Here is a 21,635-nt window from a genome sequence, read left to right as displayed (position 1 = left end):
GGACGACGCGGGTCAGTGCTCGTGGATCGTGTTCGTCGCGGCGATCTTCTTCCAGGACTTCGGCTCCACCGCCGGCTTCGCCGGGGCCAGGGAACGCGCGCCCGCCTTGGCGCCCGGGGCGTCGAAGGCGGGCTTGCCCGGGGTGTAGAGCCAGGTGTCGAAGAGCTGGGCGAGCGGCTTGTTCGAGACCTTCTCCGCGTACCGGACGAAGTCCCCGACCTTGGCGTTGCCGTAGGCCCGCTCGGTCGGCCAGCCCTTGAGGATCTGGAAGAACTTCTCGTCGCCGACCTCGTTGCGCAGCGCCTGGATGGCGATCGCGCCCCGGTCGTACACGGCGCCGTGGAACTGGTTCTCGGCGCCGGGGTCACCCGGCTTGACCTGCCAGAACGGGTCCTCGGCCGGGCGGGTGTCGTACGCCCACCGGGCGAGCTCCTGCGCGGTGCCCTCGCCCTCCTTCTCCGACCACAGCCACTGGGCGTAGCGGGCGAAGCCCTCGTTGACCCAGATGTCCTTCCAGTTGTCCACGGACACGCTGTCGCCGTACCACTGGTGCGCCAGCTCGTGCACGACGACCGAGACGTTGGCGCCGTTCGCGAACTGGCGCGGGCTGTAGAACGGCCGCGTCTGGGTCTCCAGCGCGAAGCCGCTGGGCACGTTCGGGACGTAGCCCCCCAGCGCGTTGAAGGGGTAGGGGCCGAAGACCGACTCCAGCCACTCCGCGACCTCGCCGGTCCGCTCGACGCTCGCCCGCGCCGAGCCCGCGTTGTCCCCCAGGTCCTTGCTGTAGGCGTTGAGGATCGGCAGTCCGCTCGCCGTCTTGTCGGTGGTGATGTCGAACTTGCCGATGGCGAGGGTGGCCAGGTACGTGGCCTGCGGCTTGTTGGAGCGCCAGTTGTAGCGGGTCCAGCCGAGCCTGGAGGTCTGCGACTGGAGCACGCCGTTGCTGATGGCCTGCGTGCCGTCCGGGACGTTGACCGAGATGTCGAAGGTGGCCTTGTCGAGCGGGTGGTCGTTGCTCGGGAACCACCACACCGCCGAGTCGGGCTCCTGCGCCGCGATGCCGCCGTCCGGGGTGCGCTGCCAGGCCGACCACCCGTCGATCTTGAACTCCGAGGGCTTTCCGGCGTACTTGACGACGACGGTGGCCTGCCTGCCCTTCGCCAGCGGCTGCGCGGGGGTGACCTCCAGCTCGTGCGCGCCCGAGGTGGCGAACCGCGCCTTGACCCCGTTGACGCGGATCTCGCTCACCTTGAGGCCGAAGTCCAGGTTGAAGCGGGACAGGTCCTGCTTGGCGGTGGTCAGGAGGGTGGCCGTGCCCTCCAGCAGGTCGGTCTTCGGCTGGTACTGCAGGCGCAGGTCGTAGTGGGAGACGTCGTAGCCGCCGTTCCCGCTCTCCGGGTAGTAGCTGTCGCCGATCCCGGGCGCACCCTGGACGGAGCTGGCCGCCGACGCCGGGATCACCAGCAGGAGGGAGGCGGCCAGGACGCTCGGGGCGATCACTTTGCGGTACACGAAGAGCTCCAAGGGGTAGGGGAGACAGATCGGTTCGACGTTCGTCGGACGTCGTACGTCGTTCGACCGTATTCACCCGTGGTGGCTCCGGTCATGTCCATGGCCCCTGCTGTCACACGATCGCCATTCGGCCGTCACGATCACGGCCCCCCGCGGTGCGCCGTCCGTGGGACGGGCGGTCAGGGGAGTCCTGATGCGGGCCGCTCCCGCCGGCGGGAGCGGGCGCAGGTTGGCGCGAATGCGCCCCATCGGAAAGGACTATGCTCCATACCGGCTAGTCGGTAAGGTGCGATCATGACCCTCGACCCGCTCGCCGCGCGACGGTGCTGGCACACCGCGATCAACCCGCTCCACGCCACCACGTACTTCTCACCCGAGATCTTCGAGGAGCTCGGCACCCTCGGGATCACCCACCGGGTCGCCGTCAACCTCGCCAGCCGCTCCGCGGCCATGGGCGCCGTCGGCCCCGGCGCGGTCACCGCGGCCTTCTACAACTACCGCCACGACCTCGTCGCCCGGCACCTGCCCGCCGTCTGGGGCACCGCCACCCCCGAGCAGGTCCTCGCCGCCCGCCTGCGCGCGGCCGACCGCACCGTGCGCCGCCTCCTCGGCCCCGAGGCCATCGCCTCGCCCGAGCTCGCCGAAGCCGCCGAGCTCGCCCTCCGGGCCACCGAGGCCTGCACCCGGCACGGCCGCACCCTCTACGCCGCCCACGCCGACCTCCCCGTCCCCGAGGAGCCGCACCTGCGGCTGTGGCACGCCACCACCCTGCTGCGCGAGCACCGAGGCGACGGGCACCTCGCCGCCCTCCTCCTCACCGGCCTCGACCCCCTGGAGGCGCTCGTCAGCCACACCGCCACCGGCCGCGGCATGACCCCCAAGTGGGTCAAGTCCATCCGCGGCTGGGAACAGTCCGACCTCGACGCCGCCGCCGACCGCCTCCGCGCCCGCGGGGTCCTCGACGCCGACGGGGAGCTCACCGAGGAGGGCCAGGCCCTGCGCGAGCGGCTGGAGACCGAGACCGACCGCCTCGACGCCGCCCCGTACGAGCACCTCGGCGCGACCGGCGTCGCCCGGCTCCACGCGCTCGGCGGGGCCCTCGTCCGGCAGGCCGTCGGCGCCGGGGCCTTCCCGCCCGACCTCTTCGGAAAGGGCTGAGGGGCTCCCCGCCGACGTCACCGGCACCTGCCACAATTGCAGCCTTCCACGCACACGCACGAAGGCACGAAGGCAGGCGGGACCGCAGTGACGACGATGTCCATCGAAGGCAGGATCGCCGAGGAGCTCGGCGTACGGGAACGGCAGGTCAAGGCCGCCGTCGAGCTGCTCGACGGCGGCTCCACCGTGCCGTTCATCGCGCGCTACCGCAAGGAAGCGACCGAGATGCTCGACGACGCCCAGCTGCGCACCCTGGAGGAGCGGCTGCGCTACCTGCGCGAGCTGGAGGACCGCCGCGCGGCGATCCTCGACTCCGTGCGCGAGCAGGGCAAGCTCGACGCCGGGCTGGAGGCCCGGATCAACGCGGCCGACACCAAGGCCCGGCTGGAGGACATCTACCTCCCCTTCAAGCCCAAGCGGCGCACCAAGGCGCAGATCGCCCGCGAGGCCGGTCTGGAGCCGCTCGCCGAGGGCCTGCTGGCCGACCCGTCCGCCGAACCGGCCGCCGCCGCGGCCGCGTTCGTCGACGCCGGCAAGGGGGTCGCCGACGCCGCGGCCGCCCTGGAGGGCGCCCGCGCCATCCTCACCGAGAAGTTCGCCGAGGACGCCGACCTCATCGGCGACCTCCGTGAGCGCATGTGGGGCCGCGGCCGCCTCGTCGCGAAGGTCCGCGAGGGCAAGGAGGAGGCGGGCGCGAAGTTCGCCGACTACTTCGACTTCGCCGAACCCTTCACCGCCCTCCCCTCCCACCGCGTCCTCGCCATGCTGCGCGGCGAGAAGGAGGAGGTGCTCAGCCTGGAGCTGGAGCCGGAGGAGCCTTCGCAGACCCCCGGCCCGTCCACCTACGAAGGCCTGATCGCCCGCCGCTTCGGCATCGCCGACCGGTCCCGCCCCGGCGACAAGTGGCTGGCCGACACCGTCCGCTGGGCCTGGCGCACGAAGATCCAGGTCCACCTCGGCATCGACCTGCGCACCCGGCTGCGCGCCGCCGCCGAGGACGAGGCCGTACGGGTCTTCGCGGCCAACCTCCGCGACCTGCTGCTCGCCGCCCCCGCCGGCACCCGCGCCACCCTCGGCCTCGACCCGGGCTTCCGCACCGGCGTGAAGGTCGCCGTCGTCGACGCCACCGGCAAGGTCGTCGCCACCGAGGTGATCCACCCGCACGTTCCCGCCAACAAGTGGGACCAGTCCCTGGCGACCCTCGCCCGGCTGGCGAAGGAGCACGCCGTCGAGCTGATCGCCATCGGCAACGGCACGGCCTCCCGCGAGACCGACAAGCTCGCCGGGGACCTCATCTCCCGCCACCCCGAGCTCGGGCTCACCAAGGTGATGGTCTCCGAGGCCGGCGCCTCCGTGTACTCGGCCTCCGCCTTCGCCTCGCAGGAACTGCCCGGCATGGACGTCTCGCTGCGCGGCGCGGTCTCCATCGCCCGCCGCCTCCAGGACCCGCTCGCCGAACTCGTCAAGATCGACCCGAAGTCCATCGGCGTCGGCCAGTACCAGCACGACCTGTCCGAGGTGAAGCTCTCGCGCTCCCTCGACGCGGTCGTCGAGGACTGCGTCAACGGCGTCGGCGTGGACGTCAACACGGCCTCCGCCCCGCTGCTGTCGCGGGTCTCGGGCATCAGCGGCACCCTCGCCGAGAACATCGTGGCCCACCGCGACGCCAACGGCCCCTTCCGCAGCCGCAAGGGCCTCAAGGACGTCGCCCGCCTCGGCCCCAAGGCGTACGAGCAGTGCGCGGGCTTCCTGCGCATCCGCGGCGGCGACGACCCGCTCGACGCCTCCGCCGTGCACCCCGAGGCCTACCCGGTGGTACGGGCCATGGGCAAGAAGGCCGGCGGCGAGGTCGCCGCGCTGATCGGCAACACCTCCGTCCTGCGCTCCCTGCGCCCCGACGAGTTCGTCACCGAGGCCTTCGGCCTGCCCACCGTCACCGACATCCTGCGCGAGCTGGAGAAGCCCGGCCGCGACCCGCGCCCGGCGTTCCGGACGGCCAGCTTCAAGGAGGGCGTGGAGAAGATCGGCGACCTCGCCCCGGGCATGGTCCTGGAAGGCGTCGTCACCAACGTGGCCGCCTTCGGCGCCTTCATCGACATCGGCGTCCACCAAGACGGCCTGGCCCACGTCTCCGCCCTGTCGAACACCTTCGTCAAGGACCCGCGCGACGTCGTCAAGCCCGGCGACATCGTCAAGGTCAAGGTCATGGACGTGGACATCCCGCGCAAGCGGATCTCGCTCACCCTGCGGCTGGAGGACGGGGCCGGAGCGGAACGCGCCCCCGGCGCACCGCGCCAGTGCGACGAGCGGCGGAGCGGCGGCCGTCCCCCGCAGCAGCGCGGCCAGGGGCGCGGGGACGGCCAGGGCCAGGGCCAGGGCCAGAGCCGGGGCCAGGGGCAGCGCGGCGGCGGTCAGCGCCAGGGCGGCCAGGGCGGCGGCCAGCGCGCCGGGGCCCCGGCCCCGGCCAACAGCGCCATGGCCGACGCCCTGCGCCGGGCCGGCCTCACCGGCGGTGGCCAGGAGGACCGCCGCAAGCGGTAGCGGCAGGGGCCTGCCGGAGCCGGCAGACCTGGCCGGATAAGGACCCTGAGGGAGGGCCGTCCTTGCCAACTCCCGTACGTGATCGGTAGGCATGGTGGAACGCCCGTTCGTCTCGCGCGGACGGGCGTTCCGCGTTTCTCCCTCCGGGACCGCACTCCCGAGGCCGCCTCAAGGCACAGGACGTCATGCCGAACCCCACCCACGCCTACCGACGCTGCCCGAGAAAGGGTCCTAAGAGGGAACACATGCCCTACCGGAATCTCAGCCTGCGCAGACGCTGCGAGATGATTCTCGGCCACCTCGATCTGGCGCACCCGTTCTCCCTGGACACCCTCTGTGCCCGCATGGCCGACCGGCGCGGCCGTCCGATCAGGCTCCACCCCCTGCCCCGCGAAGCCGCCGAATCCGGCGTCTGCGGACTGTGGGTGGGCACCGAGAGCGTGGACTACGTCTTCTACGAGGCCCACACCACGCCCCTGCACCGCGAGCACATCGTCCTCCACGAGCTCGGCCACATCCTCTTCGGCCACCACTCACTGGAGGGCGAGGAGGTCGACGGCCGGGCCCCCGTGGTCCTCGGCCGCACCAACTACACCACCCGCCAGGAGCAGGAGGCGGAGATGCTGGCCAGCATGATCCGCATCCACACGGCGGGCACCGGCCACCCTCGCCCCGCCCCCGGCCCCCGGGGCGCGCTCGCCCGGCTGGAGTCCGCCATGGGGTACGAGCGGGGCCGCCACGATGGCAGCTGACCTCGCGGCCTTCGGCGACCGCCTGGCCGTCCCCAGCGTGGTGTGCCTGTGGATCGCCGTCCTGCTGCGCGCCCCCGGCGCCCTGCGCTCCCCGCAGCAGCGCGGCCTGTGGCTCGCCGTCGCCACCGCGGCCGCCGCGATGACCCTGAACCTGCCCGACGTCGTCGCGTACGCCCTGCACCGCGAGGCCTCCTACGCGCACACCATCGGCCTCGTCCGCAACCTCATCGGCGTCCTGTCGGCGGGCGCCGTGCTCTACTTCGTGGCCGCCGCCACCCGCGGCCGCAGGCTCCAGCTGGCCTCCTGGGCCGGCACCGTGCTCTGGCTCGCCGCCCTCGTCACCCTGGACGCCGCCGCGCCCGCCCACGGCACGCACACCATCCCGGCCTCCGGCGCCCCCGTGCCCTCCCTGCCGTACTGGCTCGTGCTGATCTCCGCCCACCTGATCGCCAACACCATCTGCGTGTACGTGTGCTGGCGCTACAGCCGGCGCACCGAGAGCCGCGGACTGGCCGCCGGACTGCGGCTGTTCGGCCTGGGCACCGGCCTGGCCTGGCTGTTCTGGACCGCGTACCTGCTCAAGGCCCTGTTCGCCAGCACCTGGGCGGCGCCCGCCCTGCCGCTGCTGATGAACCTGCACGGACTGCTGCGCGCCGCCGCGATCCTCGTCCCCACCCTCTTCACCCTCCGCCACACCCTCGCCGACACCGCCACCGCCTGGAGGCTGTGGCCGCTGTGGCGGGACCTGGTCCAGGCCGTCCCGCACGTGGTCCTCTCCCGGCCCCGCGCCGGGAGGGTACTGGAACTCCTGTGGCCGCCCGTGCCGCGCAACCTGCTCGTCTACCGCAAGGTCATCGAGACCCGGGACGCCATCCTGATCCTGGGGGAGTACGTCGCCCCCGGCGTCCCCGAACTCGCGCGCGGCCACGTCGCCGGCAGCCGGATCCCCGAGCAGCGGCACACGGCGGCCGCGCTGGCCTGCGTCCTGAAGGAGGCACTCCGGGCCAAGCTCGCCGGACTGCCCGACCGGCCGGCCCAGGCACCCGCCCTGGAGCTCCCGGCCGTCATGCAGAGCTCGGCGGAGGGCGGCGGCGGCCTGGAGGACGAGGCCCGCTTCCTGGTGCACGTCGCCGAGGCCTACGCCTCGCCGGAGACCTCCGCCTTCGCACCCGCCTGCGCCCCGGGCACCACCTGAACCACCGGCACCGTCCGTACCGCCGCACCACCCCGAGGAAGTGACGTCCGTGACCACCACCGTCCTGATCACCGGAGCCAGCGCCGGCCTGGGCGCCGCCTTCGCCCGCGGCTTCGCCGCCAAGGGCTGCGCCTTGGTCCTCGTCGCCCGGGACAAGGCCCGCCTGGAGGCCGTGGCCGCCGAATGCGGCCGGGACTTCGGCGCCGTCTGCGAGGTCCTGCCGGCCGACCTCCTCGACCCGGCCGGCCGGGCCGCCGTCGAAGGCCGCCTCACCGACACCGCGCGGCCCGTGGACGTCCTGGTCAACAACGCGGGGTTCGGCCTGCCCGCGCCCTACCCGTACAACCCCGTCGAGGACGAGGAGCGGATGCTCGACCTCCTCGTGAAGGTCCCGCTCCGCCTCACCCACGCCCTGCTGCCCGGGCTCAGGGAGCGCCGCCGCGGCGCGGTGCTCAACGTCTCCTCGGTCGCGGGCCTGCTGCCGACCGGGACCTACGGGGCGGCCAAGGCGTGGGTGACCGCCTTCAGCGAGTCCCTGCGGGTCGACATGGCGCCGTACGGCGTCCGGGTCCTGGCGGTGGTGCCGGGCTTCACCCGCACCGAGTTCCAGGAGCGCGCGGGAATGGACGTCGGCTCCCTGCGCGACGCCGTGTGGCTGGAGCCGGAGGCGGTGGTGGCCAAGGCCCTGCGCGACCTGGCCCTGCGCCGCCCCGTCAGCATCACGGGGCGCCACTACCGGGCGTACGCGTTCGCGGTCCGCCACCTCCCGCGTGCCTTCGTGGCCGGCCGGATGGCCCGCGAGCGGCGGGCCCCGGCCGATCCGGCGGTCCGCTGAGGACCGGTTTGGGAGCCCGGCGCCCGGGCAGCCGCCGAACGAGGGGGCGGCACGGGGGGCGGGAGGAGGACCTGTCATGGACGAGCAAGGCGGCGCCGGAGGCGTCCCGCTCCACGACGACGACGACCCGCAGCGGCAGCGCAAACCCCACCCGGAGCGGTCCGCGTCCGGGCCTCCCCGGTCGGGGGAGGCGCCGGGCCCGGTCCGGCGCGAGGACACGGACGAGGCCAGCCGCCTCGACCGCCCCGCACCCCCGGACCCCGAGCCGCCGCTCAGGCGCGGAGGCCACGGCGGCGGTCACGGCTAGGACGAGGGGCCCGGGCCGGCGGGTCAGAGTTCGGTGACCTTGCCGGCCGTGACCTCCAGGCGGCGGGTGACGCGCACCGCGTCCAGCATGCGCCGGTCGTGGGTGACGAGCAGCAGGGTGCCCTCGTAGGCCTCCAGGGCCGACTCCAGCTGCTCGATCGCGGGCAGGTCGAGGTGGTTCGTCGGCTCGTCCAGGACGAGGAGGTTCACCCCGCGTCCCTGGAGCAGCGCCAGCGCCGCCCGGGTGCGCTCGCCGGGGGACAGGGTCGCCGCCGGGCGCAGCACGTGCGCCGCCTTCAGGCCGAACTTCGCCAGCAGCGTGCGGACCTCCGCCGGCTCGGTGTCCGGGACGGCCGCGCAGAAGGCCTCCAGCAGCGGCTCCTCGCCGAGGAACAGCCCGCGCGCCTGGTCGACCTCGCCGACCAGCACGCCCGAGCCGAGCACGGCGGAGCCGGAGTCGGGGACCAGCCGGCCCAGCAGGACCGCGAGGAGGGTGGACTTGCCGGCGCCGTTGGCCCCGGTGATCGCCACCCGGTCCGCCCAGTCGATCTGGAGGCTGGCCGGGCCGAAGGCGAAGTCGCCGCGCTTGACGGCCGCTTCGCGCAGCGTGGCGACGACCGAGCCGGAGCGCGGGGCCGCCGCGATCTCCATGCGCAGCTCCCACTCCTTGCGCGGCTCCTCCACGACCTCCAGCCGCTCGATCGCCCGCTGCGTCTGGCGGGCCTTCGCGGCCTGCTTCTCGCTGGACTCGCCGCGCAGCGCCCGGCCGATCTTGTCGTTGTCGGAGGACTTGCGGCGGGCGTTGCGCACGCCCTTGTCCATCCAATTGCGCTGCATCTGGGCGCGGCCTTCGAGGGCGGCCTTCTTGTCCGCGTACTCCTCGAACTCCTCACGGGCGTGGCTGCGGGCCCGCGCGCGCTCCTCCAGGTACGACGCGTAGCCGCCGCCGTAGAGGTTGATCTGCTGCTGGGCCAGGTCGAGTTCGAGGACCTTGGTGACCGTGCGCGTCAGGAACTCGCGGTCGTGGCTGATGACGACCGTGCCCGCGCGCAGCCCCGTCACGAACCGCTCCAGCCGCTCCAGGCCGGCGAGGTCGAGGTCGTTGGTGGGCTCGTCCAGGAGGAACACGTCGTAGCGGGACAGCAGCAGCGAGGCGAGGCCGGCGCGGGCGGCCTGGCCGCCGGACAGGGCCGTCATCGGCAGATCGAGGCTCACCGCGAGGCCCAGCTCGTCCGCGGTCTCCTGGGCGCGCTCGTCCAGGTCGGCGCCGCCGAGGTCCAGCCAGCGGTCGAGGGCCTCCGCGTACGCGTCGTCGGCGCCGGGGGTGCCGTCGACGAGCCCCTGCGTGGCCTCGTCCAGCGCCGCCTGCGCGGCCGCCACTCCGGTGCGGCGGGCCAGGAACTCCCGCACCGTCTCGCCCTCCCGCCGCTCGGGCTCCTGCGGGAGGTGGCCGACGGCCGCCCCGGGAGGGGAGAGCCGCAGCTCACCGGTCTCGGGGGTGTCCAGTCCGGCGAGCAGCCGCAGCAGGGTCGACTTCCCGGCGCCGTTGACGCCGACCAGGCCGATGACGTCGCCGGGCGCGACGACGAGGTCGAGACCGGCGAAGAGGGTGCGCTCGCCGTGCGCGGCGGTGAGGTTCTTGGCGACGAGGGTTGCAGTCATGATGCCCCGATCCTATCGGCGCGCCGCCGGCCCGCGGCCTGTCCGGCGGTCGGGCGCCGACCCGGCCCGGTGGCCGGATAGGTGGGCTGTCCGTCATTGCGGCCATCCGGGCCGGCTCACACCATGGAGGCATGCCACTGCGAGACGTGCTGGTCGTCCTCTACGACGGGGTCCAGAGCCTGGACGTGACGGGACCGGTCGAGGTCTTCGACGGAGCCGGCCGCTGCCGCCCGGACGACGGCGGGTACGCGGTCCGGACGGTCTCCCCCGGGGGCGGCCCGGTCCGCACCGGCAGCGGGCTGACGCTGGTCCCCGACGGGGACCTGGAGGGTGCCCGCCCCGGCCCGGGCACCACCCTGCTGGTGCCCGGCGGCCGCCGAACGGGCGACTTCGACCCGAGGATCACGGACTGGCTGCGCGCGCACGGGGGTCGTGCGGGCCGGCTGGTGTCCGTCTGCACGGGCGGGCTGCTCCTCGCGGAGGCCGGGCTGCTGGACGGGCGGCGGGCGACGACGCACTGGTCGGTGTGCGAGCGGATGGCACGGCGGTACCCGCGGGTGACGGTGGAACCGGACCCCATCTACGTCCGGGACGGCCCGGTCGCCACCTCGGCGGGGGTCACCGCCGGGATCGACCTGGCGCTGGCGCTGGTGGAGGAGGACCTCGGGCGGGACGTCGCGCTGCTGATCGCCCGGCACCTGGTGGTGTTCCTGCGCCGGCCGGGCAACCAGGCGCAGTTCAGCGCCCACCTGGCGGCGCAGACCGCGCGGCGGGAGCCGCTGCGGGAGGTGCAGCACTGGATCACCGAGAACCCGGGCGGCGACCTGAGCGTGGAGGCCCTCGCGGCCCGGGCCGCGCTCTCGCCGCGCCACTTCGCGCGGGCCTTCCAGGCGGAGACGGGGGTGACGCCGGGGCGGTACGTCGAGCGGGTCCGGGTGGAGCACGCGCGGCGGCTGCTGGAGGAGTCGGGGGAAGGCGTCGCCCGCATATCCCGCGCGTGCGGGTACGGCACGCCGGAGGCGTTGCGGCGGGCCTTCGTCCGCACCCTGGGCCAGCCCCCGTCCGAATACCGCCGCCGCTTCGGGTCCCCGGCCGCGGAGTGACCCTCAGGGGCCGTCTCCCGCCCCGCGCGGCGGCGGGCCCGGGCCCGGTACGACACGACGGCCGTCCGGCGGGCGGCCGTCGCCACCACAGCAACCTCCGGAGGAGACATGCAGATCGCCGTCCTGCTCTACGACCGCTTCACCGCCCTCGACGCCATCGGCCCCTACGAGACCCTCAGCCGCCTCGAAGGCGCCGAGACCGTCTTCGTGGCGGAGCACAAGGGCCCGGTGCGCACGGACAACGGCGCGGCCGTGCTCGTCGCCGAGAAGGCACTCGACGAGGTGACCCGCCCCGACATCGTCATCGTCCCCGGCGGCCCCCACCCCGAGGTGGAGATGAAGAACCCGGCCGTGCTGGACTGGCTCCGCGCCGTCGACGCCACCACCGCCTGGACCACGTCCGTCTGCACCGGCTCGCTGCTCCTGGCCGCCGCCGGGCTGCTCGACGGGCGCCGGGCGACCAGCCACTGGCTCTACCTCGACCGCCTCGTCCCCTTCGGGGCGGAGCCCACCGGCGAGCGGGTGGTCTTCGACGGGAAATACGTCACCGCCGCCGGGGTCTCCTCCGGCCTGGACATGGGGCTCGGACTGCTCGGCAGGATCGCGGGGGACACGTACGCGCAGACCGTGCAGCTGATGTGCGAGTACGACCCCCAGCCTCCCTACGACGCGGGCTCCCCGGCCAAGGCCCCGGCCGAGATCGTCGCCCGGCTGCGTTCCGCCAACCCCTGACGGCTACGTCCCGGACGGGGCGGGGCGCCAGCTGAAGACCGGGTCGCGGCGCTCCAGGAAGGCGGCGACGCCCTCCGCGGTGTCGCCGCTCGCGGCGGCCTGGCCGCTCCAGTGGGCGTCCCGGTCCGTGCGCCCGTCCGCGAATTCCTTCGCCGCGGCCTGCGTCAGCGCCGACCGGCTCGTCAGGATCCGGGTGAACCCGGCCACCCGCTCCTCCAGCTCCCCGGCCGGCAGCAGCTCGTGCAGGAACCCGGCCCGCAGCGCGGTCCGCGCCCCGATCAGCTCCGCCGAGTAGAGGAGGTACTTGGCCCACGCGGGCCCGACCACCGAGGCCAGCCGCCGGGTGGACGACGCCGGGTAGACGATGCCCAGCCTGGCCGGGGTCACCCCGAACCGGGCCCCCTCCTCGGCGAACCGCAGGTCGCACGCGGCCGCCAGCTGGCTGCCGCCGCCCACGCAGAAGCCGCGGATCGCCGCCACCGTCGGCTTCGGGAACGCGGCCAGGGCCTCCTCCGCCGCCACCGCCAGGGCCTGCGGATCCTCGTCCCCGGTGAGGGAGGAGATGTCGGCGCCCGCGCAGAAGGTGGCACCGGCCCCGGTCAGGACCAGTACCCGTACGGCCGGGTCGGCGGCCAGCCCCGGGAGCAGCTCCGGCAGGGCCCGCCACATCGCGGCCGTCATGGCGTTGCGCTTCGCGGGGTGGGAGATGGTGACCGTGGCCACCCCGTCGGCCACCGTGTGGTGGAGGGCTGCTTCCTCGGCGTGGTCCATGCGCCGGATGCTATCCCGGGGCGACGATCCTATGATCAAGGGGACTCCGTCCCCGGGGGGTGCGAGGAGGTGGCACGCCCATGGGCGCCGACAACCAGGCCACGCGGAAGCGGCCGCAGCAGCGGGAGAAGAAGAAGCTGAAGCGGAGCTTCGGGCTGACGGCGCTGCTCGGGGTGGTCCTGGTGCTCGCCGGGCTGGTGGGCCTGGTCTACGCGGGTGTGGCCACCCTCACCTCCATGTTCCTCTTCGGCTGGCTGCTGCTCGTCGGCGGCGTGGTCGGTCTCGTCCAGGCCGTCCAGTCGCGCGGGAGCAACTACTTCTGGCTCGCCGTCGTCGTCGCCGCGGTCGACATCGCCGCCGGCTTCGTGATCCTGCGCCGCCCCGAGGCGAGCGCCGAGGCGCTGACCATGTTCGCCGCGCTCCTCTTCCTCACCGGCGGGGTGTTCCGCCTCGTGGGCTCCCTGGTGGTGCGCGGGAGCAACTTCGGGCTCGCCCTGGTCCAGGGCGCCTTCGGCATCCTGCTCGGCCTCCTGATCCTCGCCCAGTGGCCCGGCAACAGCCTGTACGTGATCGGGACCTTCTTCTCCCTCGCCCTGCTGTTCGACGGGCTGAGCCTGGTGGCCGCGGGGCTCGGCGGCCGGCGGATCCTGGGGCTGGTCAGGGAGGACGAGGGCGCCGGTCCGTACGCGGCGGACGCGGCAGACACTGCCAAGCGGAGCACGGCGGATCAGGAACAGTCCAACAACTGACTCCGTCATACGCCACTGGTCAGAATGTGTCCGATTGCTGCTGACTTCTGGTCAGTGGAGCGGTCCGGACCAGGCTGCTCGCCACTCTTGACGCGTGGAGACGATCGAGCGCGAAGACGGGGGCCGGAAGATGGACGACAGCGGGAGCATCCCGCAGGCCAGGGGAGGTGAGACGTCGGCTCCGGCCGACCCCCTCACGTACGAGGGGGTGTGGCGCTTCACCGCGCCGGCGGTAGAAGAATCCGTTCCGCAGGCCCGCCGCGCGGTCCGCGACCTGCTCGGCCGCCAAGGCGTGCCGGCCGGGCCGGACCTCGTGTACGCCCTGCTGCTGATCGTCTCCGAGCTGGTGACGAACTCGGTCCGGCACGCCGCCCTGCTCTCCCCGGAGGTGGCCGTCGAGGTCGCGGTGGGCCGCGAGTGGGTACGGGTGGCCGTCGAGGACGACCACCCCTACCGGCCCAAGGCTCTGGAGGCGGACTTCGGCCAGACCGGCGGCCGGGGCCTGCTGCTGGTCCGCGAGATCACGCGGGAGGCCGGCGGGGTGTGCGACGTCGAGCACACCTCCACCGGCGGCAAGGTGATCTGGGCCGCCCTGCCGCTCCAGGTCCCGGCCCGCCCCCGCTGAGTCCCGGCGGCCCCCGCGCACGGCACCGCGCACGGCCACCGCACCCCGGACGGCGCAGCGGCTACCAGCCGGCCGCGTCCCCGGTCAGCTCGCGGATCGCGGGACGGGCCGCGTCGAGCACCGTCATGAACCAGGCCGAGAAGGGCACCTCCGCGTGCCGCTTCGCCAGCTCCTCGGCCGTCACGAACGCGGTGTCCCCGACCTCCTCCGGATCCGGGTGCAGCGAGGCCTGGGCCAGTCCCACGAACAGGTGGTTGTACTCCTGCTCCACCAGCCCCGACGCCGGGTCCGGGTGGTTGTAGCGCACCGTTCCCGCCTCCGCGAGCAGGGACGGCGACAGCCCCAGCTCCTCGTGGGTGCGGCGGGCCGCCGCCGCGAACGGGGACTCGCCGGGGTAGGGGTGGCCGCAGCAGGTGTTCGACCAGACACCCGGGGAGTGGTACTTCCCGAGGGCGCGCTGCTGGAGCAGCAGCCGGCCCTGCTCGTCGAAGAGGAACACGGAGAACGCCCGGTGCAGCAGACCGGGGGGCTGATGGGCGGAGAGCTTCTCCGCCGTGCCGATGGTGTTGCCGGACTCGTCGACCAGTTCGAGCATGATCGATTCTTGAGCGCCGGTGCCGGCGGACGCGCTGCTGGTGGCGTCAGTGGCTGATGTGGTCGGCATACCCATCCTTCGCTTCGGACTTCGGTCTTCAGTCTGCCGTACAAAAGAGGCTTGTCCCCACTTCGGCCATCTGCGCATGTCCGCCCTCCGCCGCGTGATACACGGCGGAGGGCGGACGGCCCGTCAGGACCTCAGATCCCGAACGGGGACGGATACGTGATCGTGCCCGCCGGCACCGGAACGGAATCGTCCAGCACCAGGGCCATCATCGCCTCGTCCGGAACCTCGAAGGGTGCCCGGATCCCGTAGCGCGACGCCGGCACGAACCCGAAGCGCGGGTAGTACGACGGATGCCCCAGGACCAGCACCAACGCCTCCCCGCGCGCCGCGGCGGCCGCGAGCAGCGCACGTACGACCGCGCTGCCGGCGCCCGAGCGCTGGAGCGCGGGATCGGCGGCCACCGGCGCGAGCGCGAGCGCGGGTGCCCCGCCGACCTCGCACCGGGTCAGCAGCGCGTGCGCCGCCACCGCCCCGTCCGGGCCCTCGGCCACGTACGAGAGCCCCGGCAGCCAGGCTCCGTCGGCGCGCAGCGCGTCGACGAGATCAGCCTCCAGCGGGGTCTCGAAGGCCGCCAGGTTGACGTCCCGCACGGCCGCCGCGTCGGCCGGGGTCTCGGGCCGGGTCCGCCAGCGGGCCCCGCCCGCGGCCCCGTCCCCGGCGGTCACCGGGGCCAGCACCCGGCTCCGGTAGCCGTACTCGTGCCCGTGCCGCGCGCGTACGGTGATCTCCTCGCACACGCCGGCCAGCGCGGCGGCCTCCGCCGGGGAGGCGGGGGTGCGGGCGGCGGCCCGTTCGCCGAGGGGCCCGTGGTACTCGGCCCAGTCGGTGTCCGGGTGGAGGACGTCGCCCAGCAGCCGGTACCCGGCCGCCTGCACGGCGGCGGTGTTGCGGGCGGTGGAGCGCAGCGGGTAGCGGGGGTCCCGGAAGGCGCGGGCCCCGGCCGGGGGTTCCCCGGCGGTCCACTCGCACGCGCCGAGCACGAGCCGGCCGCCGGGCGCGAGCAGCCGCTTCCACTCGGCGAGCGCCCGGTCGAAGCAGAGGAGGCGCGCGGCCGCTTCGGCCCACACGAGGTCGAAGGAGCCGTCCTCGAAGGGGAGCGTGCCCCGGTCATGCGGGAAGGGCCCGTAGAGGTCGGCGGCGGTCACCTCGGCGAGGCCCGCGCCGCCCGCCTCGGCGGCGAGCAGCAGCGCGCTGCGGCCGGGGCCGCTGCCGATGTGGAGCACGCGCGGCCGCTCGGGCAGCGGCCCGCACAGGGACAGCAGGTGCCGGGTGGTGGTGTCGGAGCCGGGGGACTGCCGGGGCAGCCCGCGGTGCAGCTCCATGAAGGCCGCGAAGGCCTCCGCGGCGGAGTCGGAGGAGCCGTGGTGGCCGGTGTCACTGGTGATGTCGGTCAACGTGAACCCTTGGGAGGGGGGCTCCGGCCGACGGGGCCGATCGGTGTCAGGGAAAGTGATCAGGCCCGGCCGGACGCCCGGGAGGACGGGGAGACGTACCGGAGTTCGCCGCGCACGGCGGCGATCGCTGCGACGGTCATCGATCCACCCCTTCCAGGTTCCGAGCCGGCGTTCACCTTAACATCGGTTCCCAAACCGGACGGATGGGGGCCGAACGGCTGATGGATGCCGTCTTCCATTCATCCGATAGCCTCTGCCGACAGCCGCAGCCGCCGTGCCGCCGCGCTTTCTTCGCCGCAGCCCACAGGCGCCGCCCGGAACGTTCGTTGCAAGGAGTGAGTCCGTCTGTCGACCGTCATCCTCACCGGCCTGCCGGTCCCCGGATCACCGCTTGAAGACGAGCTCCGCTCGCTCGGGTTCGACGTCCGTCCGGTCCCCGCTCCCGAAGACACCGCCGCGGCCCTGGCCGCCGTGCCGGCCGGACAGCGGGTGGCCGTCGTCGACAGCGGGTTCGTCGGCCACCCGCACGCGCTGCGCCTCGCGCTGACCGACCCGCGCTTCGACGCCTGCGCCGTGACCGGCGCCTTCGCCGTCCAGGCCGGGGCCCGCGCGGCCCTGGAGCGGGCCGCGGGGCAGGCCGCGGACGGCGACGGGCCGTACCCGGACCGGCTCGCGGCTCGGGTCGAGGCCTCGGGCACCCCCGTCCAGCGGCCCGAGCTCGGCAGCCTGGTCGCCGCCGTGCCCGCCGGCGAGGCGGAGCGCGCGGAGGCCCTGGCCGCCGTCGCGGCCGTGGACGACGAGGCCGTCCGGCTGCGCGGCGCCGTCAAAGCCCGCGACGGGTTCTTCACCACGTTCTTCATCAGCCCGTACTCGCGCTACATCGCCCGCTGGTGCGCGCGCCGCGGCCTGACCCCGAACCAGGTCACCACGGCCTCCCTGCTCACCGCGCTGCTCGCGGCGGGCTGCGCCGCCACCGGCGAGCGCTGGGGCTACGTCGTCGCCGGCGTCCTGCTGCTCGTCTCCTTCGTCCTGGACTGCACCGACGGGCAGCTCGCCCGCTACTCGCTCCAGTACTCGACGATGGGCGCCTGGCTCGACGCCACCTTCGACCGGGTCAAGGAGTACTCCTTCTACGCCGGTCTCGCGCTCGGCGCGGCCCGCAACGGGGACGACGTCTGGGCGCTCGCGCTCGGCTCGATGATCCTCATGACCTGCCGGCACGTGGTGGACTTCTCCTTCAACGAGGCCAACCTCGACGCCACCGCCGCGGGCAAGTCCGTCACCGGAAGCCCCACGGCCGCCCTCTCCACCCGGCTCGACAGCGTCGGCTGGACCGTCTGGGTCCGGCGGATGATCATCCTGCCGATCGGTGAGCGCTGGGCGATGATCGCGGTCCTGACCGCGGCCACCACCCCGCGGATCGTCTTCTACGCCCTGCTGATCGGCTGCGCCTTCGGCGCGCTGTACACCACCGCCGGACGCGTCCTGCGCTCGGTGACCCGCAGGGCCAAGCGCACGGACCGGGCCGCGCGGGCGCTGTCCGACCTGGCCGACTCCGGTCCGATCGCGGAGCTGGTCGCCAGGACCGCCTTCCGCCCGGCGGCCGTCCTGAGCCTTCCCCTCGCCGTGATCGGCGCGGTGGTCCTGGTCGGCGCGGCCTGGTACGCGCCCTACGGCAGCACGACGGTCGTCTGGGCCGCCCTGCTGTACGCCGGGCTCAGCGGTGGTGCCGTCAGCGCCCCGCTGCGCGGCCCGCTGGACTGGCTGCTGCCCCCGCTGTTCCGGGCCGCCGAGTACACCACCGTCCTCGTCCTCGCCGTCAAGGCGGACGTCCCCGGGGCCCTCCCGGCCGCATTCGGACTGGTCGCGGCGGTCGCCTACCATCACTACGACACGGTCTACCGCATCCGCGGTGGCTCGGGCGCCCCGCCGCGCTGGCTGGTGCGGACGACGGGCGGTCACGAGGGCAGGGTCCTGCTGGCCGTGGTCCTGGCAGCCGTCCTCGCCCGTGGCGCGTTCCCCGTCGCGCTCACGGCCGTGGCCGTGTTCGTGGCTCTGGTGGTGCTCGTGGAGAGCATCCGCTTCTGGGTCTCCGCCGGAGCACCCGCCGTACACGACGAAGGAGAACCCGCATGATCGGCCTTGTACTCGCTGCCGGTGCCGGACGCCGTCTGCGTCCCTACACCGACACCCTGCCCAAGGCCCTCGTGCCCGTCGGCCCCGAAGGGCAGGAGGACAGCCTCACCGTCCTCGACCTGACCCTGGGCAACTTCGCCGAGGTCGGCCTCACCGAGGTCGCGATCGTCGTCGGCTACCGCAAGGAGGCCGTGTACGAGCGCCGCGAGGCCCTGGAGGCCAAGTACGGGGTCAAGATCACGCTGATCGACAACGACAAGGCCGAGGAGTGGAACAACGCCTACTCCCTGTGGTGCGCGCGTGACGTCCTGAAGCAGGGTGTGATCCTCGCCAACGGCGACACCGTCCACCCGGTCTCCGTGGAGAAGACCCTCCTCGCCGCCCGCGGCGACGGCCGGAAGATCATCCTCGCCCTCGACACGGTCAAGAACCTGGCCGACGAGGAGATGAAGGTGGTCGTCGACGGCGCCCGGGGCGTGCGGAAGATCACCAAGCTGATGGAGCCGTCCGAGGCGACCGGCGAGTACATCGGCGTCACCCTCATCGAGCCGGAGGCCGCCGCGGCCCTGGCCGAGGCCCTGAAGACCACCTTCGAGCGCGACCCCGACCTCTACTACGAGGACGGCTACCAGCAGCTCGTCGACGACGGTTTCACCATCGACGTGGCCCCCATCGGCGACGTGCGGTGGGTCGAGATCGACAACCACGACGACCTCGCCAAGGGCCGGACGATCGCATGCCAGTACTGACGCGGCTGATCCCCTCGCCGGTCGTCGTCGACATCAGCCGCGGGGCGATGGACAAGCTGGACGGCATCCTCGCCGACCAGCGGATCTCCGCCTCCGGCCGGCTCGCGATCGCGATCAGCGGGGGCTCCGGACAGGCACTCCGCGCCCGTCTGGAGCGGGCCCTGCCGCACGCCGACTGGTACCCGGTCGTCGACGGCACCATCGACTCGGCGGTCAAGCTCGCCGACGACATAAAGGGCCGCCGCTACGACGCCGTCGTGGGGCTGGGCGGCGGCAAGATCATCGACGTGGCGAAGTACGCCGCGGCGCGGGTCGGGCTGCCCATGGTGGCCATCGCCACCAACCTCTCCCACGACGGCATCTGCTCCCCGGTGTCCATCCTGGACAACGACAACGGCCGCGGCTCCTACGGCGTGCCCACGCCGATCGCCATGGTCATCGACCTCGACGTGATCCGCGAGGCGCCCACGCGCTTCGTCCGCGCCGGCATCGGCGACGTGATCTCCAACATCTCGGCCATCGCCGACTGGGAGCTCTCGCACAAGATCACCGGCGAGTCCGTGGACGGCCTGGCCGCCGCCATGGCCCGCACGGCGGGCGAGTCGGTGCTGCGCCACCCCGGCGGCTGCGGCGACGACGAGTTCCTCACCGTGCTCTCCGAGGCCCTCGTCCTCTCCGGCATCGCCATGTCGATCAGCGGCGACAGCCGCCCCTCCTCCGGTGCCTGCCACGAGATCAGCCACGCCTTCGACCTGCTCCACCCCGGACGCTCCGCGCTCCACGGCGAGCAGGTCGGCATCGGCGCGGCCTTCGCCATGCACCTGCGCGGCGCCCGCGAGCAGTCCGGGCTCTTCGCCGAGGTGCTGCGCCGGCACGGCCTGCCCGTGCGGCCCGAGGAGATCGGCTTCAGCGCCGACGAGTTCGTCGCGGCCGTGGAGTACGCCCCCCAGACCCGCCCGGGACGGTTCACCATCCTGGAGCACCTCAACCTGTCCGCAGCCGAGATCAGGGACGCTTACGCCGACTATGCCCAGACCATCCGTAGCTGAACTGCGCCCCGTCGTTCACCCGGCGGGCGTCAAGGACCGGCGCAGTGGCGAGCACTGGGGCGGCCGCCTCTACATGCGCGAGGTCTCCCTGCGCATCACCCGCCTGCTGGTCACCACCAAGGTCACGCCCAACCAGCTGACCTACGTGATGACGCTCGCCGGCGTCCTCGCCGCCCCGGCCCTGCTCGTGCCCGGCGTGTGGGGCGCCGTCCTCGGCGTGGTCGCCGTCCAGCTCTACCTGCTGCTCGACTGCGTCGACGGCGAGGTCGCCCGCTGGAAGAAGCAGTACTCGCTCTCCGGCGTCTACCTGGACCGCGTCGGCGCCTACCTGTGCGACGCCGCGGTCCTCGTGGGCTTCGGACTGCGCGCCGCCGACCTGTGGGGCGGCGGCCGGATCGACTGGCTGTGGGCCTTCCTGGGCACCCTCGCGGCCCTCGGCGCGATCCTGATCAAGGCCGAGACAGACCTGGTCGGCGTCGCCCGGCACCAGGCGGGCAAGCCCGTGGTCCAGGACTCCGCCGCCGAACCGCGCTCCTCCGGCATGGCCCTGGCCCGCCGGGCCGCCGCCGCGCTGAAGTTCCACCGCCTGGTCCTCGGGATCGAGGCCTCGCTGCTCATACTGGTGCTGGCGGTCCTCGACCAGGCCCGCGGCGACCTGTTCTTCTCCCGCCTCGGCGTCGCCGTGCTCGCCGGCATCGCGCTGCTCCAGACGGTGCTGCACCTGGTGTCCATCCTCGTGTCGAGCAGGCTGCGGTGAGCGCCCCGCTGCGCGTCGGCGCGGTGATCATCACCATGGGCAACCGCCCCGACGAGCTCAAGGCGCTCCTGGACTCGGTGGCCCGCCAGGACGGCGGCCCCGTCGAGACGGTCGTCGTCGGCCAGGGCGTCGAGGTCACCGGCCTGCCCGAGGGCGTACGGACGGTGCACCTCCCCGAGAACCTGGGCATCCCCGGCGGCCGTAACGTCGGCATCGAGGCCTTCGGCCGGGGCGGCCGCGACGTGGACGTCCTGCTCTTCCTCGACGACGACGGGCTCCTGGAGCGCACCGACACCGCCGAGCTGTGCCGGCAGGCCTTCGCCGAGGACCCGGAGCTGGGCATCATCAGCTTCCGCATCGCCGACCCGGACACCGGGGCGACCCAGCGCCGCCACGTGCCCCGGCTGCGCGCCTCGGACCCGATGCGCTCCTCCCGCGTGACCACCTTCCTGGGCGGCGCCAACGCGGTCCGCACGAAGGTCTTCGCGCAGGTGGGCACCCTGCCGGCCGAGTTCTTCTACGCCCACGAGGAGACCGACCTGGCCTGGCGGGCCCTCGACGCCGGGTGGCTGATCGACTACCGCGCGGACATGGTCCTGCTGCACCCGACGACCGCGCCCTCGCGGCACGCCGTCTACCACCGTATGGTGGCGCGCAACCGGGTGTGGCTCGCCCGCCGCAACCTGCCCGTCCCGCTGGTCCCGGTCTACCTGGGGGTCTGGCTCGGGCTGACGCTCGTGCGCAGGCCCTCGGCGCCGGCGCTCAAGGCCTGGTTCGGCGGGTTCAAGGAGGGCTGGACCACCCCCTGCGGCCCCCGTCGCCCCATGCGGTGGCGTACGGTCTGGCGGCTGACGCGACTGGGCCGACCGCCTGTCATCTGAGAAGCTCGCGTCTGGGACCATGGGCCCCGACCACGGGTCCGGCGTTCCAGGCCCGATGCCCCAC

The 21,635-nt window shown here is 73.6% G+C and carries 20 protein-coding genes; 15 read left to right on the top strand and 5 right to left on the bottom strand.

Annotated elements, in window-relative coordinates; genetic code table 11:
• Positions 1-12 precede the first annotated feature (12 nt).
• Positions 13-1,512, bottom strand: coding sequence for a M1 family metallopeptidase (locus WDV06_RS14550; protein WP_395510140.1), 1,500 nt, complete (start codon positions 1,510-1,512; stop codon positions 13-15).
• A 294-nt stretch (positions 1,513-1,806) separates the two neighbouring features.
• Between WDV06_RS14550 and WDV06_RS14545 the strand changes: the two genes are divergently transcribed.
• The 6 genes from WDV06_RS14545 to WDV06_RS14520 all read left to right on the top strand — a co-directional run bounded on the left by WDV06_RS14545 (position 1,807) and on the right by WDV06_RS14520 (position 8,300).
• On the top strand, positions 1,807-2,670 hold the full coding sequence (locus tag WDV06_RS14545; protein ID WP_395510139.1) for an SCO6745 family protein: 864 nt from the start codon (positions 1,807-1,809) through the stop codon (positions 2,668-2,670).
• Positions 2,671-2,766: 96 nt separating this feature from the next.
• Positions 2,767-5,211 carry a Tex family protein gene (locus tag WDV06_RS14540; RefSeq protein WP_395510138.1) on the top strand — a complete coding sequence of 815 codons (2,445 nt, stop codon included), beginning with the start codon at positions 2,767-2,769 and terminating at the stop codon, positions 5,209-5,211.
• 245 nt (positions 5,212-5,456) lie between these two features.
• A complete protein-coding gene (locus WDV06_RS14535) occupies positions 5,457-5,963 on the top strand; it encodes a hypothetical protein (RefSeq protein ID WP_395510137.1) in 507 nt (168 codons plus the stop codon).
• Positions 5,953-7,158, top strand: coding sequence for an MAB_1171c family putative transporter (locus WDV06_RS14530; RefSeq protein WP_395510136.1), 1,206 nt, complete (start codon positions 5,953-5,955; stop codon positions 7,156-7,158). The genes WDV06_RS14535 and WDV06_RS14530 overlap by 11 nt, the downstream gene beginning before the upstream one ends.
• A 49-nt stretch (positions 7,159-7,207) precedes the next feature.
• Positions 7,208-7,993 (top strand): SDR family NAD(P)-dependent oxidoreductase, encoded by a 786-nt coding sequence (locus WDV06_RS14525; RefSeq protein ID WP_395510135.1) that lies wholly within the window; start codon positions 7,208-7,210, stop codon positions 7,991-7,993.
• A 76-nt stretch (positions 7,994-8,069) separates the two neighbouring features.
• Positions 8,070-8,300 (top strand): hypothetical protein, encoded by a 231-nt coding sequence (locus WDV06_RS14520; protein WP_395510134.1) that lies wholly within the window; start codon positions 8,070-8,072, stop codon positions 8,298-8,300.
• Positions 8,301-8,323: 23 nt separating this feature from the next.
• Here WDV06_RS14520 and WDV06_RS14515 read toward each other — a convergent pair whose 3' ends face one another.
• Positions 8,324-9,961, bottom strand: coding sequence for an ABC-F family ATP-binding cassette domain-containing protein (locus WDV06_RS14515; RefSeq protein ID WP_395510133.1), 1,638 nt, complete (start codon positions 9,959-9,961; stop codon positions 8,324-8,326).
• Between the two features lie 131 nt (positions 9,962-10,092).
• On the opposite strand from WDV06_RS14515, the gene WDV06_RS14510 reads away from it, so the two are divergent.
• Positions 10,093-11,064, top strand: coding sequence for a GlxA family transcriptional regulator (locus WDV06_RS14510; RefSeq protein WP_395510132.1), 972 nt, complete (start codon positions 10,093-10,095; stop codon positions 11,062-11,064).
• Between the two features lie 108 nt (positions 11,065-11,172).
• Positions 11,173-11,796 (top strand): DJ-1/PfpI family protein, encoded by a 624-nt coding sequence (locus tag WDV06_RS14505; RefSeq protein ID WP_395510131.1) that lies wholly within the window; start codon positions 11,173-11,175, stop codon positions 11,794-11,796.
• A gap of 3 nt (positions 11,797-11,799) precedes the next feature.
• Here the strand turns inward: WDV06_RS14505 and WDV06_RS14500 are convergent, their stop codons facing one another.
• Positions 11,800-12,567 carry an enoyl-CoA hydratase/isomerase family protein gene (locus WDV06_RS14500; RefSeq protein WP_395510130.1) on the bottom strand — a complete coding sequence of 256 codons (768 nt, stop codon included), beginning with the start codon at positions 12,565-12,567 and terminating at the stop codon, positions 11,800-11,802.
• 80 nt (positions 12,568-12,647) lie between these two features.
• Here WDV06_RS14500 and WDV06_RS14495 point away from each other — a divergent pair, with 80 nt between their 5' ends.
• Positions 12,648-13,316 carry an HdeD family acid-resistance protein gene (locus tag WDV06_RS14495; protein ID WP_395510129.1) on the top strand — a complete coding sequence of 223 codons (669 nt, stop codon included), beginning with the start codon at positions 12,648-12,650 and terminating at the stop codon, positions 13,314-13,316.
• 130 nt (positions 13,317-13,446) lie between these two features.
• Entirely contained in the window at positions 13,447-13,941 is a 495-nt protein-coding gene (locus WDV06_RS14490) for an ATP-binding protein (protein WP_395510170.1), read from the top strand.
• 61 nt (positions 13,942-14,002) lie between these two features.
• Here WDV06_RS14490 and idi read toward each other — a convergent pair whose 3' ends face one another.
• Both idi and WDV06_RS14480 read right to left on the bottom strand, forming a co-directional pair.
• Positions 14,003-14,605 (bottom strand): isopentenyl-diphosphate Delta-isomerase, encoded by a 603-nt coding sequence (gene idi / locus WDV06_RS14485; RefSeq protein WP_395510128.1) that lies wholly within the window; start codon positions 14,603-14,605, stop codon positions 14,003-14,005.
• Positions 14,606-14,736: 131 nt separating this feature from the next.
• Positions 14,737-15,927 (bottom strand): GNAT family N-acetyltransferase, encoded by a 1,191-nt coding sequence (locus WDV06_RS14480; RefSeq protein WP_395510169.1) that lies wholly within the window; start codon positions 15,925-15,927, stop codon positions 14,737-14,739.
• 417 nt (positions 15,928-16,344) lie between these two features.
• Between WDV06_RS14480 and WDV06_RS14475 the strand changes: the two genes are divergently transcribed.
• The 5 genes from WDV06_RS14475 to WDV06_RS14455 are packed head-to-tail and all read left to right on the top strand — an operon-like array spanning position 16,345 to position 21,571.
• Positions 16,345-18,135 carry a DUF5941 domain-containing protein gene (locus WDV06_RS14475; protein WP_395510168.1) on the top strand — a complete coding sequence of 597 codons (1,791 nt, stop codon included), beginning with the start codon at positions 16,345-16,347 and terminating at the stop codon, positions 18,133-18,135.
• A complete protein-coding gene (locus tag WDV06_RS14470; protein ID WP_395510127.1) occupies positions 18,132-18,884 on the top strand; it encodes a phosphocholine cytidylyltransferase family protein in 753 nt (250 codons plus the stop codon). Before WDV06_RS14475 ends, WDV06_RS14470 begins: the two co-directional genes overlap by 4 nt.
• Positions 18,872-19,933: an iron-containing alcohol dehydrogenase family protein gene (locus tag WDV06_RS14465; protein WP_395510126.1), complete on the top strand. Its 1,062-nt coding sequence runs from the start codon at positions 18,872-18,874 to the stop codon at positions 19,931-19,933. Before WDV06_RS14470 ends, WDV06_RS14465 begins: the two co-directional genes overlap by 13 nt.
• A complete protein-coding gene (locus WDV06_RS14460) occupies positions 19,911-20,690 on the top strand; it encodes a CDP-alcohol phosphatidyltransferase family protein (protein WP_395510125.1) in 780 nt (259 codons plus the stop codon). The genes WDV06_RS14465 and WDV06_RS14460 overlap by 23 nt, the downstream gene beginning before the upstream one ends.
• 35 nt (positions 20,691-20,725) lie before the next feature.
• Positions 20,726-21,571, top strand: a complete 846-nt coding sequence (locus tag WDV06_RS14455) for a glycosyltransferase family 2 protein (RefSeq protein ID WP_395510167.1) — start codon at positions 20,726-20,728, stop codon at positions 21,569-21,571.
• Positions 21,572-21,635 lie beyond the last annotated feature (64 nt).

Source organism: Streptomyces racemochromogenes (assembly GCF_044129415.1).
GTDB lineage: Bacteria > Actinomycetota > Actinomycetes > Streptomycetales > Streptomycetaceae > Streptomyces > Streptomyces racemochromogenes_A.
This window is presented reverse-complemented; position numbering and strand designations above follow the sequence as displayed.

Coding starts and splice junctions, on each gene's coding strand:
- WDV06_RS14545 (WP_395510139.1), top strand. CDS start 1,807: ATGACCCTCGACCCGCTCGCCGCGCGACGGTGCTGGCACACCGCGATC.
- WDV06_RS14540 (WP_395510138.1), top strand. CDS start 2,767: ATGTCCATCGAAGGCAGGATCGCCGAGGAGCTCGGCGTACGGGAACGG.
- WDV06_RS14535 (WP_395510137.1), top strand. CDS start 5,457: ATGCCCTACCGGAATCTCAGCCTGCGCAGACGCTGCGAGATGATTCTC.
- WDV06_RS14530 (WP_395510136.1), top strand. CDS start 5,953: ATGGCAGCTGACCTCGCGGCCTTCGGCGACCGCCTGGCCGTCCCCAGC.
- WDV06_RS14520 (WP_395510134.1), top strand. CDS start 8,070: ATGGACGAGCAAGGCGGCGCCGGAGGCGTCCCGCTCCACGACGACGAC.
- WDV06_RS14515 (WP_395510133.1), bottom strand. CDS start 9,961: ATGACTGCAACCCTCGTCGCCAAGAACCTCACCGCCGCGCACGGCGAG.
- WDV06_RS14510 (WP_395510132.1), top strand. CDS start 10,093: ATGCCACTGCGAGACGTGCTGGTCGTCCTCTACGACGGGGTCCAGAGC.
- WDV06_RS14505 (WP_395510131.1), top strand. CDS start 11,173: ATGCAGATCGCCGTCCTGCTCTACGACCGCTTCACCGCCCTCGACGCC.
- WDV06_RS14500 (WP_395510130.1), bottom strand. CDS start 12,567: ATGGACCACGCCGAGGAAGCAGCCCTCCACCACACGGTGGCCGACGGG.
- WDV06_RS14495 (WP_395510129.1), top strand. CDS start 12,648: ATGGGCGCCGACAACCAGGCCACGCGGAAGCGGCCGCAGCAGCGGGAG.
- WDV06_RS14490 (WP_395510170.1), top strand. CDS start 13,447: ATGGACGACAGCGGGAGCATCCCGCAGGCCAGGGGAGGTGAGACGTCG.
- idi (WP_395510128.1), bottom strand. CDS start 14,605: ATGCCGACCACATCAGCCACTGACGCCACCAGCAGCGCGTCCGCCGGC.
- WDV06_RS14480 (WP_395510169.1), bottom strand. CDS start 15,927: ATGGAGCTGCACCGCGGGCTGCCCCGGCAGTCCCCCGGCTCCGACACC.
- WDV06_RS14470 (WP_395510127.1), top strand. CDS start 18,132: ATGATCGGCCTTGTACTCGCTGCCGGTGCCGGACGCCGTCTGCGTCCC.
- WDV06_RS14465 (WP_395510126.1), top strand. CDS start 18,872: ATGCCAGTACTGACGCGGCTGATCCCCTCGCCGGTCGTCGTCGACATC.
- WDV06_RS14460 (WP_395510125.1), top strand. CDS start 19,911: ATGCCCAGACCATCCGTAGCTGAACTGCGCCCCGTCGTTCACCCGGCG.
- WDV06_RS14455 (WP_395510167.1), top strand. CDS start 20,726: ATGGGCAACCGCCCCGACGAGCTCAAGGCGCTCCTGGACTCGGTGGCC.